The organism is Rhodococcus maanshanensis NBRC 100610 (assembly GCF_001894865.1).
Taxonomy (GTDB): Bacteria; Actinomycetota; Actinomycetes; order Mycobacteriales; family Mycobacteriaceae; genus Rhodococcus_G; species Rhodococcus_G maanshanensis.
On record NZ_BCXA01000041.1, the window covers coordinates 1 to 16,804 of the forward strand.

Genomic DNA, 16,804 nt, shown 5'->3' on the forward strand with positions numbered 1-16,804 from the left:
GCGGGTTCACCGGTGTGACAGCGAGTGTGGTGTCGGGCCGGGTGTCGTACGTGTTGGGGTTGGAAGGCCCTGCGGTTTCGGTGGACACGGCGTGTTCGGCGGGTCTGGTGGCGTTGCATCAGGCGGTGGCGGCGTTGCGGTCGGGGGAGTGCTCGCTGGCGCTGGCGGGTGGTGTGACGGTGATGGCGACGGCGGGAATGTTCGTCGAGTTCTCGCGGCAGCGGGGGTTGGCGCCGGATGGTCGGTGTAAGCCGTTCGCGGAGGCAGCTGACGGGACGGCGTGGGGTGAGGGCTCGGGTGTGTTGGTGTTGGAGCGGTTGTCCGATGCGCAACGCAACGGACATCGGGTGTTGGCGGTGGTGCGGGGTAGCGCGGTCAATCAGGATGGTGCGTCGAATGGTTTGACCGCGCCGAACGGGCCCTCGCAGCAGCGGGTGATTCGGCGGGCGTTGGCCGATGCGGGGGTGTCCGCGGCCGAGGTCGATGTGGTGGAGGCGCACGGTACCGGCACCAGGTTGGGTGATCCGATCGAGGCGCAGGCGTTGTTGGCGACTTATGGTCAGCGTGATCGTGATTTGGAACCGGTGTGGTTGGGTTCGATCAAATCCAATATCGGGCACACTCAGGCGGCGGCGGGGTTGGCCGGGGTGATCAAGATGGTGCAGGCCCTGCGCCATGGGGTGCTGCCCAAAACCCTGCACGTGGACGCGCCATCCTCGCACGTGGATTGGACCGCGGGACACGCTGAGCTGCTGAGTCAGGCACGGGACTGGCCGGAGGCCGATCGTCCGCGACGGGCCGCGGTATCGGCCTTCGGTATCAGCGGCACCAATGCCCACGTCATCCTCGAACAAGCACCGGCGAGCGAGCCGGCACCGCAACCACAGACACCGATGGATGTGCCGGTGCCGGTGGCGTGGGTGGTGTCGGCGCGGACCCGGGATGGGTTGGCGGGACAGGCGGCTCGGTTGTCGACCTATCTGGGGCAGCGTCCGGATGTGGATGCGGTGGATGTGGCCGCGACGTTGTCGGGACGTTCGCGGTTCGAGCATCGTGCGGTGATCGTGGGCGGGGATCGGGCGCAGTTGCTGGGCGGGCTCGACGCGGTGGCACGGGGGCTACCCGCCGCTGCCTCCGATGCTGGTGTAGTGGTGTCGGGGGTTGCCGGTAGACACGGTAAGACGGTGCTGGTGTTCCCGGGTCAGGGTGCGCAGTGGCTGGGGATGGGGCGGGAGTTGTTGGTTTCCTCGCCGGTGTTCGCAGAGACCATGACCGAGTGTGATCGTGTGTTCTCCACGTTGGTGGACTGGTCGCTTCTCGAGGTGCTCGACGGTGGCGAAGGTGCGCCCTCGCTCGAGCGTGTCGAGGTTGTGCAGCCGGTGTTGTTCGCGGTGATGGTGTCGCTGGCGCAGCTGTGGCGTTCGGTCGGTGTGGAACCCGATGCCGTGGTGGGTCATTCCCAGGGAGAGATCGCCGCAGCCTATGTGGCAGGTGCGTTGTCGCTCGAGGATGCCGCCCGGATCGTGATCCTGCGCTCGGCGGCGTTGACGGCGTTGGCCGGTCAGGGCGCGATGGTGTCGGTCGGGCTCTCGGTCGAGCAGGTCGATCGACTGCTCGAGAGGTTCGACCGGTTGGCTGTGGCTGTGGTCAACGGCCCGGGATCGACAGTGGTGTCCGGTGACATCGGGCAGACGGAGTCGTTCTTGACCGAGTGTGAGCGACTCGATGTTCGCGCACGCCGGATCGCGGTGGATTATGCCTCGCATTCTCCCCAGATCGAACAGCTCCGCGATCACCTGCACGACGCACTCACCGAAATCCAGCCGTGTTCGCAAGGTTCCACCGGTTCGAGAGGTTCGTCGGGTGTGGTGTTCTATTCCACCGTCACCGGCACGATTCTGGACCTGACTGAATTGGATGCCCGGTACTGGTTCCGCAATCTGCGGGAAACGGTGCGTTTCGAGCAGGCCGTGCAGGCATTGCACAGCGACGGATACAGCGTGTTCGTCGAGGCGAGCCCACACCCCCTGCTGACCGTCGACATCGAACAGATCTGTGCGGCAGTCGATCCCGACAGCAGCGTTCCCCCGAACAACCATGACCCGGTGATCGTGGGTTCGCTGCTGCGTGGCGAGGATTGCGCGGTGGCGTTCACGCGTTCGATGGCACGGTTGGATGTGTCGGGTGTGGATGTGGTGTGGGATGCGGTGCGTCAGGATCGTGGTCGTCGGGTCGAGTTGCCCACGTATGCGTTCCAGCGTCACCGCTATTGGTTGACCTCGACCGGAACCGGTGACGCGGCGTCGTTGGGGTTGGCTGGGGCCGAGCATCCGCTGTTGGGTGCGGTGATGGTGTCCGCGGACACGGGTGCGGTGACGTTGACGGGTCGGTTGTCGTTGGCCTCGCAGCCGTGGCTGGTCGATCACGCGGTCCGTGGGGTGGTGTTGTTCCCCGGTACCGGGTTCGTGGAGTTGGCGATGCGGGCCGCGGAGGAAGTCGGATGCCCGGTGTTGCGGGACCTGACATTGATGACCCCGTTGGTGTTGACCGCCGAGAACGCGGTGCAACTGCAGGTCGTGGTCGATGGGCACGATGGGCAGGGTGCGCGGCGGGTGATGGTGTATTCCCGTGATGCCGGGGACCCGCAGGCGGGGTGGGTCACTCATGCCGAGGGGGTGCTCGATCGGCAGGGTGTCGATGTCACGAATTCGGGTGCCGCCGGTGCGATGTCGGCGGAGTTGGCGGTGTGGCCGCCGCGTGGTGCGGTAGCGGTGGCGGTGGACGATCTGTATCCGGTGTTGGCGGACCTCGGCTATGACTATGGTCCGACTTTCCAGGGGCTGCGGTCGCTGTGGCGTCGTGGTGAGGAGTTGTTCATCGAGGCCTCGTTGCCGGATTCGGTGAGTGATGCGTCGGGGTTCGGGCTGCATCCGGCGCTGTTGGATTCGGTGCTGCATGCCAAGGTGATGGATACCGAGGCCGGTGGCGAGGTGATGTTGCCGTTTGCGTGGTCGGAGGTGTCGCTGCATGCGGTCGGCGCGTCGGTGGTGCGGGCCCGGATCTGGCCGACCGATTCCGGTCCCGGCGCGGTGGCGATCGAGGTTGCCGACACGGCCGGGCGTCCGGTGTTGACGGCTGGGTCGTTGACCTTGCGGCCGGTCTCGCCGGGACAATTGGGCGCCGCGAGCACGCGTGAGCGGTTGTGCGCGGTGCAGTGGACACCAGCGCCGACTCCGATCCCGAGTTCGGTGCCGGAGTCTCGGGTGTTCACCACGGTCGAGGGATTCTTGGCGTGGTCGCGCGACGATACTGCGTCGGTGCCGCCCGTTGTGGTGTTGGACAGGCGCGAGACCGACGACACTGCTGAGGATGTGACGCGGCGGGTGCATCGGGCGACCGGTGAGGTACTGGTCGGGTTGCAGGCCTGGCTGGGTGAGTCGCGGTTCGCTGCGAGTGTGTTGGTGGTGTTGACCTGCGGGGCGGTGGCACGTGCGGGTGAGCAGATCGCTGATCTGGCCGGTGCCGCGGTGTGGGGCTTGGTGCGTTCGGCGCAGTCGGAGGACCCGGGCAGGGTCGTGCTCCTGGACACCGATCACTCCGTCGACATGTCGGCGGCGACTCTGGCCGAGGTGTTGGCCTGCGGTGAACCCCAGGTGATGGTCCGCGGCGGGGTGCTGCACCTGGCCCGACTGACCCGGCTGACCGATTCGCTGGGTCTGGTTGTGCCGGAGTCGGTGTCGTGGCGGCTGGAGGCCGGTGACGACACTGTCGACGGGCTCGGACTGAACTCGTGCCGTGCTGCGGATCAACCATTGGGGCAGGGTCAGGTCCGTGTTGCGGTGCGGGCCGGTGGCCTGAACTTCAGAGACGTTCTCATCTGTCTGGGTGCGGTGGACGTGGGGAACACCGCGATGGGCATGGAAATTGCCGGGGTGGTCGTCGAGGTCGGCCCGGGGGTGGAGGGCTTTGTCCTCGGAGACCGGGTGATGGGGCTGATCGAAGATGGTCTTGGTCCTTTCGTGGTGACGGATCAGAGACTGATCGTCCACATGCCCGAGGGGTGGTCGTTCACCGATGCGGCCACGGTTTCGATTGTTTTCCTCACCGCCTATTACGGCCTCCGGGATTTGGCTGGGGCCCGGCAGGGAGAGACTTTGCTGGTGCACGCGGCTGCCGGCGGGGTGGGTATGGCGGCTACACAGCTGGCCCGATACTGGGGAATCGAGGTGTACGGGACCGCGAGCCAGGGTAAGTGGGACACCTTGGCTTCCATGGGGTTCGATGAGCAGCACATCGGTGATTCCCGGTCTCTTCATTTCGGGGAACAGTTCATGACGGCCACGGGCGGTCGTGGTGTGGACATCGTTTTGGACTCGCTGGCCGGGGAATTCGTCGATACGTCCTTGCGGCTGTTGCCGCGCGGTGGCCGTTTCTTGGAGATGGGCAAAACCGACATACGCGATGGCGGAGAGATCGCCGCTCGCTATCCGGGAGTCCACTATCGTGCGTTCGACCTGTGGGATGCCGGGCCGGATCGGATCGCAGAGATGCTGGTCGATCTCAAGGCGATGTTCGACAGGGAAGTGATCGTTCCGTTGCCCGTCAAGACCTACGACATTCGGCGTGCGCGCGATGCGTTCCGATATTTCAGTCAGGCGCGTCATATCGGAAAGATCGCCTTGTCCATCCCGGCGGGGGAGGCCGGTGTGGATTCGGGTGTGGTGTCGGCGGTGTCGGCGGGCACTGTGTTGATCACCGGTGGTACCGGTGGGTTGGGGTCGATGCTGGCGCGGCATCTGGTGACCGATTACGGGGTGCGGTCGTTGGTGTTGGCCAGTCGCCGTGGCCCGGCGGCGTCGGGGGCAGAGGACTTGGTCACGGAATTGACCGGGTTGGGTGCCCGGGTGCGGATCGTGGCGTGTGATGTGTCCGATCGCGGTGAGGTCGTGGAGTTGTTGGCCGCGGTACCTCAGGACGCGCCGTTGACCGGCCTGGTCCATACCGCGGGTGTGCTCGACGACGGTGTCGTGGTGTCGTTGAGCCCGGATCGGGTGGATGCGGTGCTGGCGGCCAAGGCGGATGCGGCGTGGCATCTGCATGAGTTGACCCGTGAGTTGGATCTGGCGTTGTTCGTGTTGTATTCCTCGGTCGCGGGTGTGTTGGGCACTGCTGGGCAGGGCAACTATGCGGCCGCGAATGCGTTCCTCGACGGGTTGGCCGAGTGTCGTCGTGGCGAGGATCGGACGGCGGTGTCGATCGCGTGGGGTTTGTGGGCTGCGGGCACCGAGATGACCGGACACCTCGGCGGGGCCGACACCACACGTCTGGGTCGGGGTGGTGTGGTGGCGATGTCGGACGAGCAGGGTTTGGCGTTGTTCGACGCCGCTGTGGCGCAGCACCGTGCGGGTGTGGTCGCTGCCCGCGTGGACACGGCTTCGTTGGCTGCCGGTGCGCGTGCGGGCACTCTGGCTCCGTTGCTGGAGGGCTTGCTGCCGGAGGGCCGCCGCGTCGCGGGAGTTGTGGTGGGTCTGCGGCAGCGGTTGGTGGGACTGACCGCTGCCGAGCGAGATGCGTTGGTGCTGGACACTGTTCGCGGTCAGGTCGCGGCCGTGTTGGGCCACGACAGCGGTGCGGCCATCGAGGCCGGCCGTAGTTTCCGGGATCTGGGTTTCGATTCGTTGACCGCGGTCGAGACACGCAACCGGTTGAACTCCGTCACCGGGTTGCGGTTGCCCGCGACGCTGGTCTTCGACTATCCGACACCGAACGCAGTGACCGCGTACCTCCTTACCCAGCTCACCGACACCGGTATCTCCGACACCGGCATCTCCGACTCTTTGTCGCGCCTGGAAAAGGAAGTACTGGATATGGTCGACGGCAAGACGATGACCAACGAGTTCTACTCGAAGTTGTTGAATTTGACGCGAATCGCCAGTCGCGCGAACGAAGACCGGGATGCATCCCCGTCGGAGGACGTCATGGCCATGAGCGACCAAACACTATTGGACCTGTTGGAGGACGAATTCGGCATCTCGTAGCCGGCGACTGGTCCGCACCGGAAGGCGTGCTGCAGCCCTCCTGCACAATCCCGGTGCAGACCCCGCCGACGACTGCTCACCACGCCTGAAGAAGCTGATTACGGGAGGCCGGGTGCGTCTACACGACGACCCGGAACCTGATGCTCTGCGTCGAAGTCATAGTCGGCGAACGGGAAATGTCGACCACGCCAACGCGTTTCGAGGGCGCCGGCAGGACGGAAATATGGCGTGTCACCGTGCGAGTTGCGGTAATAGGTTGGAACACCCTGCGACTCGATGTAGTGCCGAAGGACCTGACCACGCTTGCTGACCTCGGCATGGTAAGCGGCGTGCGCCTGTTCGCTCACCTCGACCGTCGACGCCCGGCGGCGCCGCGCCTCCGCTATCGCTCGAATAGCGTGTGATGCAGTCGTTTCCACCATCCCGTGCCATCCGATATCGGACAGCGAGTACGGTCCGACCAGCATCCAGCGGTTCGGGAGGCCGGCTATGGCCACACCCTCATAGGCCTGTACTCCATTGGCGCCGAAGAACTGACCGAGATCGAATCCGTCCCGCCCGACAACGGTGCCTTCGGCGTAACTTTCCGGTTCGGTGTGCATCTCGTAGCCGGTTGCCAGCACGATGACGTCATACTGATGCTCGGTGCCATCGCTGGTCCGGATGCCCTGTTCAATGAACTGATCGATGTCATCGGTGACCAGGCGAACATTGTCGCGATTGAACACCGCCGGATATCCGGTCGACAGGGTGAGTCGCTTCGCCATGGGTCCGTAGCCGGGTGTCAGTGCGGCGGCCGTTGCGGGGTCATCAACGGTCCGTCGGAGATACGCTCGGTAAATCCGCTTGGCGACGGCATCGAATGCGGCCATCAGCGGCTTCGCAACTGTCAAGGGCAGATATGTAGCCAGTCTGGCGATGGGTTCCAACCCGAGCAATATCATCCCGGACTGGGCCGCTGCCACGCCTGGCACCCGCAAGGCGGCCTGGAACCAGCGCGGGACCGGGTAGTTGGGTTTGGGTACGCACCACACAGGTGTCCGCTGGAAGACATCAAGGTGATCTACCTCAGGTGCGATCGCGGGCGTGATCTGCACGGAACTCGCGCCGGTACCGACCACAGCCACGCGCTTACCCGCCATGTCGAGTGCATGGTCCCAGGTGGCCGGGCTCTGCACCACACCGGCGAAGTCATCGAGACCCTTTATGCCACTGTCGACTTTGGGGCGCAGAAAGGCACCGACCGCGCTGATCACGAACCTGGCCGTAATGATCTCGTTGTCCGCGGTGTGCAACGCCCATCGACGGTGTGTCTCGTCCCAGACTTCGCGGACGACCTCGGTGTGGAACCGTAGATGCCGATAGAGACCGTAGCGGCGAGCGACGTCCTGGTGATACGCCTGAACCTCGGCACCTGTCGGAAACAGCGTTGGCCAATCGGCCTTGCGGGCGAACGAGTACTGGTAAGCGAACGCGGGTACGTCCACACTGATCCCCGGGTAGGTGTTTTCGCGCCAACTGCCGCCGACCTCGCCCGCCCGTTCCAGGATGGTGAACTCTTCGATCCCCGCGCGTTTGAGCAGCGCACCCGCCGCGATGCCACCGGGACCCGCACCGATCACCACGATCTCGTGATCTGGTTGCGATGTCGTAGTGCTCATTAAGTCTCCCTCACTGAATAGGTCGGATGCCAGTGCTCAGCTGCGTGAGCCATTGGTCGATCAGCTGCGCCGCTACTTGGACCTCGGCGCCGGACAGAGCATCGTGATCCGCATCCACGGTCTGGACCGTCTGCGCGGTCGACCACTCTTCTATCGGCCACCCATTGAGGCTCTGATGCAGCGGCGACGATCGCGTGAACTTGACGGCAAGCGTCGTACATTCAAGAGGCTTGTGTTCGATCTGCATCGCCAGGTCGAACCACCAACCGAAGGCGGTCAATCGTGCGGTGGTCAGGCCGGCGAGGTCGGGGCTCGTCGCATCCATCTCGAGCATGTGGTTCCCGCGGCCGTTCAGTTGGCATTCATTCGCCTCGCGGGCGATAAAGCCGTCGAGGATGACCAGGCCCTGCAGCCGGGTATTTCCCTGTTCCAATAGCCGAGCCGCCGCCGCGTGGGCGATATTTCCCCCTGTCGAGTAACCGCCCAGGACGAAATCGTCCTGACCCACCGCATCGAGGACCGTCGTGACAATGCTGTCGATGGCGGCATCGAGCGATGCGGGGAGCGGCTCGTCCGGGTCGTACCCCGACAGCGGGATAGCCGAGACACGGCGGTGACCGCCCAGATGGGCGGCAAGCTGCATGTACTGAATGGATCCGCCGAGGAATTCCGGGGGATCAACGAATACCAAGTGTGGCAGGGCATCCCCGCCACTGATTCCGATACCGGTCGGCACTCCCCCGGAGAAGTGGTCGAACCGCGGACGGAGTTTCGCTGCTGCTCGCAAGAACGCCAAACCCTGTGTGAACTTATTGTCTGCGATCGCCTGCCGGATGACACCGACCAGAGTCTCTTCGGGACCGGCGGTTTCTGCCGTCGGAAGATCGGTGGATTCGCGAGCCGCATCCGACGGCCGCATCGGCGCTGCCACGGTCTCCCCATGGGATCCGAGTAGTTCGTCCAGAACGTGTTGGGAGAGGGTGGCCGGTGTGGGATGGTCGAAGATCACGGTCGCGGGCAGTCGCAGTCCCGTGATCGTATTGAGTCGGTTACGGGCCTCGACCGCGGCCAGCGAATCAAAACCCAACTCCCGGAAGTTGCGAGCCGGATCGATTGCGTCGGGACCATCATGGCCGAGCACAACCGCCATCTGGTCTCGCACCACGCCCAGCAGCATGGGCAGCCGCTCGGCATCCGCCAGCACTGAAACCCGCTCTCGCAGAACCGCTCCCTGCTCCCGCGACAGCTCCAGCGCCGAACGACGTCGTGCACTCGACACCAGTCCCCGCATCAGCGGGGTCAATGTCCCAGCCCTGACCTGCGCATCCAGCGCTACATGATCCAGCGGTGCCGCAACCACTGCCGCACGGTCAGCAACGATCGCAGTGTCGAACATTGCCAGACCTTGCTCAGTCGAGATGGGTGACAGCCCAACACGACCCAACCGAGCAGTGTCGGTATCAGCGAGATGCCCGGTCATCCCGGTATTGGAAGCCCAAAACCCCCACGCGATCGAAGTCGCGGCCAGCCCACTCGCACGCCGATGCTCGGCCAATCCATCCAGGAACACATTCGCGGCGGCGTAGTTGCCCTGCCCTGCATTGCCCAACACACCCGCCGCCGACGAGTAGAGCGCGAACATCCCCAAATCCATGCGGCTCGTGGCCTCGTGCAGATACCAGGCGGCATCAGCCTTCGCTGCCAGCACTGCGTCCATCCGGTCCGGTGTCAGTGACGCGATCACACCGTCATCGAGCACGCCGGCCGCGTGCACCACACCCGTCAACGGGAACTGCTCAGGCACCGCCGCCAACAACTCGGCCACCCCATCGCGGGTCGCGACATCACAGGCCACCATCCGCACCCGGGAACCCAACGTGCCCAACTCCGTCACCAACTGCGACGCTCCCGGCGCAGCCGCACCACGACGACTCGCCAACACCAGCGACCGCACCCCATGGTTTGTCACCAGATGCCGCGCCAACGCCGCACCCAAACCACCCGTACCGCCGGTTACCAACACCGTCCCAGCCGACACCACGCCACCCGCGCCCGAACCCGGCGCGGCCGGAACAGGTAGCCGGGTCAATCGGGCTGCATGCACGACACCGGCACGGATCACAACCTGGGGCTCGCCCGAAACGATCACCGCAGCCAGCCCGTCGGCGGTCAGCGCGTCAGCGTCGGTGTCGACCAGCACGATTCGGCCCGGAGCCTCCGACTGAGCCGAACGCACCAGACCCCAGACCGCCGACCCTGCCAAATCAGTGACATCGTGCCCAGCCTGGCCGACCGCACCACGAGTGACCACAACCAGGGTGCTCGCCGCACACCGCAACCCACCCAGCCAGGCCTGCAACACCCGCAACATCTCATGGGTCGAATCGCGGACACGGCTCGGCACATCCTGATCTTCACCGGCAACGACCGCGCCACGATCGAATACGACCACCGCAGGTACGGTCACGTCCTGGTTCTGCACCCAGCTACCGAAAACCTCGCCGCGGGTGAAGGTTTCGGCATCGACAGGCGAGATGACCTGAGCCGCTACTGGCGTCCACTGCACTCCATGCAACCCGTTCTGCACCGAGAAGGCGTCCAGCTGTGCGGAAAACACCTCCTGCACAGTCAAGGACCGCGTCGTGAGCACCATCCGGCCGACCGCATCGGCGACCTGGATCGATACTGCATCGATATCGCCAGGTACTGGGGTGATACGCGCCCGCAGCCGCGACGCTCCGGTCGCGTGCAAGGTCACCCCCTGCCAGCGGAGTGGCAACTTCACTCGCCCGGGATTGGGATCGACATCGACGAGCTGTCCGTGCAGCATCGACTCCAGCAAGGCCGGATGCACCCCGAACCGCGACACATCGGTCATCGACTCGGGCAGCTCGACCTCCACGAACAGTTCCGCGCCACACCGCCATACCGATCGCAACCCCTGGAACGCCGGTCCACACTCGTCACCGGCAACAGCCAGCCGGTCATACAGACCATCCACAGGCACGGCGACCGCACCATCGGGCGGCCACACTGCCAACCCCGCATCCAGTTCCGGCGCACCCTCGATACACAACACGCCCTGTGCGTGCAGAACCCACACGTCGGCGGCCTCGGCGCGGGAATACACCGACACCGACCGGCAGCCGAGCTCGTCGGCACCGTCCACCACTACCTGCAACTGCATCCCGACCTCGTCGGGCAGCACAAGCGGCGTGAGCAGGGTCAGCTCCTGCACCAGCGCACACCCCACTTCCGCTGCCGCACGCAACACCAGCTCCACGAAAGTGGTCCCGGGTAACAGCACAAACCCGCCCACGGCACGATCGGCCAGCCACGGATGGGTCGCCAGGCCGACTCGGCCGGTCAGTACGACACCGTCCCCGCCCGGGGACGCCACCACCGCCCCCAGCAACGGATGACCAGCCGCCGAGAGCCCCAGCGACGACGCATCCCCACCACTCGAGCCGCCATTCAACCAATACCTGCGCCGCTGAAACGCATACGTCGGCAAAGACACCCCACCCCCACGAGCAGGTCCGAGCAACGCCGTCCAATCCACCCCGACACCCGACACCTCCAACTGCGCCGCCGACAGTAGGAAAGCGTCCATGCACCCTTCGTCACGTCGCAGCGAACCCACCACGATCACGGGATCGGCACCCACCTGAAGGTCACAGATTTGCTCGATACCAACCGTGAGCAGCGGATGCGGACTGACCTCGACGAAGACGTTGTACCCGTCCTCCATCAGGGCCTGAGCTGCTTGTTGGAAACACACTGGTTCCCGCAGATTCCGGAACCAGTAGTCCGCATCCAACTCGGTGCCGTCCAACACACCACCGGTCACGCTGGACCAGAACGCCACATGTGACGATCTGGGCGCAAGTTCGGCCAGCACCTTCAGCAGCGGTTCGCGGAGCACGTCGACCTGCGGCGAATGGGAGCCGTAGTCCACCGGGATTCGGCGTGCTTGAATGTCCTGGCGTGCACAGGCTTCCAGGAAATCCTCGAGCTGCACCGCCACACCGGACACCACCGTTGCCTGCGGGCCGTTCACCGCGGCGATCGACAATTCGTCGTATCCGGCCAGCAGCGTGGTGACCTGATCGACAGGCAAGGGCACCGACACCATCCCGCCCCGCTCGGTCAAAGCAGTCAAGGCGGCCGACCGCAGGACCACTATCCGAGCGGCATCCTCGAGGGACAAGGCCCCGGCCACACATGCCGCGGCGATCTCGCCTTGGGAATGACCCACTACCGCGTCCGGAACAACACCAACCGAGTGCCACAGCTCGGCCAGCGACACCATCACCGCGAACAGCACCGGTTGAACCACGTCGACGCGCTCCAGCGGCGGTGCTCCTTCGGCACCCGCGAGTACGTCGAACAACGACCAATCCACCAGCGGCGAGAACGCGGCATCACACTCGGCCATCTTCCGAGCGAACACCGGCGAACAGTCCAGTAGCTGTCTTCCCATGCCCAGCCATTGAGATCCCTGACCAGGGAATACCAGCACAGTTTTGCGCGGCACTCCAGCCGCGCCGGTGACCACGCCAGGCCTCGGTGTCTGCTCCGACAGCGCGGTCAGCCCGGCAAGCAACTCGTCACGATTCGCACCTACCACCACCGCACGGTGGTCGAACCGCGACCGCTGAGACACCAACGACCGCGCCACATCCTGCACGTTCATCAACGGGTCACCGGCCACGAAATCCCGCAGATGCCGCACCTGCCCCGCCAATGCCTCCGGCGTCCGACCCGACACCACCCACACCACCGGCCCGTCCCCGCCAGCACCGGCACCGGCGCCGGTCTCGGGGTCGGTCACCGATTCCGGCGCCTGTTCGAGGATGACGTGGGCATTGGTGCCGCTGATACCGAACGCCGACACGGCAGCACGACGCGGACGATCGGCCTCCGGCCAGTCCCGTGCCTGACTCAGCAACTCAGCGTGTCCCGCAGTCCAATCCACATGTGTGGACGGCGCGTCCACGTGCAAAGTCTTGGGCAGCACCCCATGGCGCAGGGCCTGCACCATCTTGATCACACCGGCCACACCGGCAGCCGCCTGGGTGTGCCCGATGTTGGATTTGACCGAACCCAACCACACCGGCCGACCGTCCGACCGGTCCTGCCCGTAGGTGGCCAGCAATGCCTGCGCCTCGATCGGATCACCCAGCGTGGTCCCGGTACCGTGCGCCTCCACCACATCGACCTCGGCGGCTGACACCCCGGCATTGGCCAACGCACGCCGAATCACCCGCTGCTGCGAGGGCCCGTTCGGCGCGGTCAAACCATTCGACGCACCATCCTGATTGACCGCGCTGCCCCGCACCACCGCCAATACCTGATGCCCGTTGCGTCGGGCGTCGGACAACCGCTCCAGCACCAGCACACCCGAGCCCTCGCCGAACGCGGTCCCGTCGGCCGCGTCGGCGAATGGCTTACACCGACCATCGACAGCGAGCCCCCGCTGCCGGGAAAACTCCACAAATGCTCCCGGGGTAGTCATCACCGTCACGCCACCGGCCAGCGCCAGCGAACACTCTGCCGACCGCAACGCCGCCACCGCCTGATGCAACGCCACCAGACCCGACGAACACGCCGTGTCCACCGAAACTGCAGGGCCCTCCAACCCCAACACGTACGACACCCGGCCCGACACCACACTGGGCGAAGAGCCGGTCAATCGATACCCCTCCACCCCGTGATCGGCCCCGACTCCGACTATCCCGCCATAAGTCTGCCCGATGACACCAACGAACACGCCAGTGTCGCTGCCACGCAACGAATCCGGCTTGATGCCCGCCCGCTCCAACGCCTCCCATGCGGTCTCCAACAGCAACCGCTGCTGAGGATCCATCGCAATCGCCTCTCGCGGACTGATCCCGAAGAACTCCGGATCGAAATCGGCCGCCTCGTAGACGAACCCGCCCTCCCGCACATACGACTTGCCCGCGACACCCGGCTCCGGGGAAAACAAGCCCGTCTGATCCCACCCACGATCAGATGGCCACTCCGACACCACATCACGACCCTCGGCAACCAGACGCCACAGATCATCCGGCGACTCGACACCTCCGGGGAAACGGCACCCCATGCCCACGATCGCTACCGGCTCCGAGGCCTGCTGCGTCAGCTCCCGCAGCTTGGCCCTGCTTTCCTGAAGCTCGGCTGTGACACGTCGTAGGAGATGTTGCAGCTTCTGCTGATCGACCATTTCGGAACCTCTATTCCAAGGAACAAAAACCCAATCCAGAAAAGACTCAGGCATACCGAACTCGTTGTTCAACAAAGAGGCGACTTCATCATCTGTCGTAGACTGGAGGTATGCCGATCGGGCCGAATTCGACTAGGTGATGAATCCGCTCGAGATCGGCGATCATGGCCGCCGAAATGTCATCTGACACAACTGAGCATCAGCGAGATCGGCTCGAGCTCAACAGCATCGGTCTGCCGGCCGTGCCGTCATCTGGGCACGCTTCCAGGCGCCACCGACGTCTGCGGAAAATTGATTGCCATTGCTCGGCATTGAGCGCTGCCAGGTCACCTGCCCCACCCCCATTGGACTGACTCACAGAGTCCGCATCAGCATCACGCAAGAACGCGTTCTAGTCAAGAGATCGGACGCCGCCGGTTCCCATGACATGCTGGCGACGACGTGATACAACAAAAAGCGCTGGTGGAGTCGGTTCATTGCGACCGCCGGCGAAGCGCCGGCAAGGCCATCCTTGGCAGCCGAAAGAACATGTTCTACAGCACGGGGGGAGCTGCAGTCGCAATCCGGAAAGAAGTAGAGTTGTCCGCCTTCGGGTCTCGACACGGGCGCGGATCTCATCATCCCAATACCTCGATTCCGCCGAAATCGGCGACTACATGGGAGCTTTGAGCAATGACCGCAGAACAAGGCCAGCTCGTCGAGGCATCAGACGAATCCATGAATAGCCATCACGCCATCGAGTGGTCCATGATTCCCACTCCCACATCATTGCCCGAGGTTGCGCCCTGCGACTGGACAGAAGCACTGAACGGGCCCGACACCGACACTGCCCAGGTCATAGTTCTGGACTGCCGCAGAGACGAATCCGGTGCGCTCCCAACGGATGCGCACACCATGACACAGAAGGTGTCAGCAGCTTTGCAGTCCTGGTCCGGACAACAACGCTTCGATTCCAGCACTTTCCTGGTACTCACGCGCGGCGCGATTTCGGTATCGACTGACGAAGTTGTGCACCCGGCAGGATCGGCGATATGGGAGCTTGTGAACTCGGCCCAGGCCGAGAACCCGGGGCGGATCATTCTCGTCGACACCGACTCCTCCGATAAAGGCCTCGGGGACTTGTTCGGACTCATGGCCGTACGGAACATGACCGTCATCGCGGTCGCCAGCGCCGAACCTCAACTCGCCATACGCGGAGACATCCTGTTTGCACCTCGGCGCAACGGGATCGGACACGCCCCCGGCCGAGCCACCGTGGTCGCCCAGTCCGTCGAACAGTCTCCCGCAGTGAGTTCCAAATCCGCTGAGCCATCTATTGTCCGAATGTTCAGACAGGCGGTTGCAGACGATAAGTTCGGCGACGGCCTGGAGTTCCTTCTTGCGGCTGCGAAACTCCGCCCGGCGTTCGACCACTATGTGGCAGGAATACCGAGAGGCATCGGACTCAGCGGTGGCACGCCCCATAACAGCGGCGGGGACACCTTGCCTCACGTTGTATTGATCTGCACCCCGGCATTCCTCGGCGGATATATTCAGTACATTCTGCTCGCCGCTCATTTGGGCGGTCATCGCCGTCTCTCGGTCATCCCACTCTCGGGATATGAGCCGGGCGAGCCCTTGCCTGCGTCGCTCGACGCAGGCATCGAGAGTATCGCCAAGACCGTCCTCGATACCGTTGGGGACGACGAATTCGTCCTGGCCGGCATGTCGGGAGGAGGAAACCTCGCCCACGCCACTGCGGCTCGATTGCTGGAACAAAGCAATACCCGGCTGCAGGGATTGATCATCTTCGATTCCTTCATCGCTCGAGAGGCAAACGAGCGCCAAATGGGAACCGCGAGAGACGCCGTGGTCGATACGGAAGCAATGATCCCCGACCTTGCCGGCTTCACCACCGAACGGTTGACCGCTCTAGCGTGCTGGCTCGAGCTGTTGCTGCAACTCGAGTATCAGCCTGTCGAATGCAAGGCGCTCGTCATCAAATGCACGAAACCGTCACCAACGCACAACCTCAACGAGTGGCCCATCGAAAGCTGGTCAACCGAACAGACTGTCCAGACCGTGGACGCGGAACATGTCGCACTGTGCAGCACTGAGGCGCACACGACCGCACAGGTGGTTGACCAATGGTTGAGGCAGTTGAGCGCAAACGACGGTTAACCTCGTCCGATGTCCTGACCTGCCGGTAGGGGCCTCGGAAGACCTCTACCGGCAGGTCAGTGGTAGTTGGTGTCCCACCGTCAGGAGGCCCGCACCGCGCCACCGAGGCAGATGGCTCCGAACAGGACGGGGACTGCTCTTGGGTCACGCTTGCTGTTGGGCGCGAACGGTTTCACGGTCCGGGCTGGTCGCCATGGTCGCCGACGGTGCGGTGCGGGGCCAGGTCCAGGCCCACCGCAGGATGAGGGCGAAAATGATCACTTCGAGTGCAACGCCAAGGCCGTAGAAGTAAGTCCAGGAGGGCTCGCCCACCACGTTGAATGCTGCGTAGGGGATCTGCACCGAAGCCACGACGAGGTTCGTGATGCGGTTCGCCCGGGCGGGCAGCGTCATCGACAGCAGGACCATGAGGATCGGGATCGCCATGAGCACGAGGAAGGTGGTCAACAGCGTCTGGGTGACGTCGAACTCGAAGACCTTGCCGACAAGGATGTCCTCGACGACGCCGGGCTTGAAGAAGGCGATGATGTCCACGTAGGCGTAAAGGAATATCACGCTTGTCCACGCTGCGACGAGCTTGGCCCGCACCGGGATCGGCGGGTCTTGCAGGGTGGTGGCGGCTTGAGGTGTTCTCATCATGGGCTCCGTTGCTGTGGTGAGGATCGGTAGGTCTATCTACGATCGCTGAGCCCGGCGGCGGGCGCCTCGGCCCGGAGGCT

4 protein-coding genes and 1 pseudogene are annotated in these 16,804 nt (G+C 64.4%); 2 read left to right on the forward strand and 3 right to left on the reverse strand.

All coding sequences use genetic code 11. The features are described 5' to 3' along the window. A partial coding sequence (locus tag RM1_RS19340; RefSeq protein WP_072753348.1) for a type I polyketide synthase occupies positions 1 to 6,038 on the forward strand: 6,038 nt, incomplete at its 5' end. A gap of 98 nt (positions 6,039 to 6,136) precedes the next feature. On the opposite strand, the gene RM1_RS19345 is transcribed toward RM1_RS19340, so the two are convergent. Together RM1_RS19345 and RM1_RS19350 are read right to left on the reverse strand one after the other, a co-directional pair. After that, positions 6,137 to 7,699: a flavin-containing monooxygenase gene (locus RM1_RS19345; RefSeq protein WP_072753349.1), complete on the reverse strand. Its 1,563-nt coding sequence runs from the start codon at positions 7,697 to 7,699 to the stop codon at positions 6,137 to 6,139. Between the two features lie 100 nt (positions 7,700 to 7,799). Further along, positions 7,800 to 13,979, reverse strand: a pseudogene (locus RM1_RS19350) (SDR family NAD(P)-dependent oxidoreductase); the annotation flags it as partial. Positions 13,980 to 14,597: 618 nt separating this feature from the next. Here RM1_RS19350 and RM1_RS19355 point away from each other — a divergent pair. Beyond that, a complete protein-coding gene (locus tag RM1_RS19355; protein ID WP_083576847.1) occupies positions 14,598 to 16,085 on the forward strand; it encodes a SpnB-like Rossmann fold domain-containing protein in 1,488 nt (495 codons plus the stop codon). A gap of 144 nt (positions 16,086 to 16,229) precedes the next feature. Here RM1_RS19355 and RM1_RS19360 read toward each other — a convergent pair whose 3' ends face one another. After that, entirely contained in the window at positions 16,230 to 16,724 is a 495-nt protein-coding gene (locus RM1_RS19360; protein ID WP_245816481.1) for a DUF6326 family protein, read from the reverse strand. Positions 16,725 to 16,804: the final 80 nt, after the last annotated feature.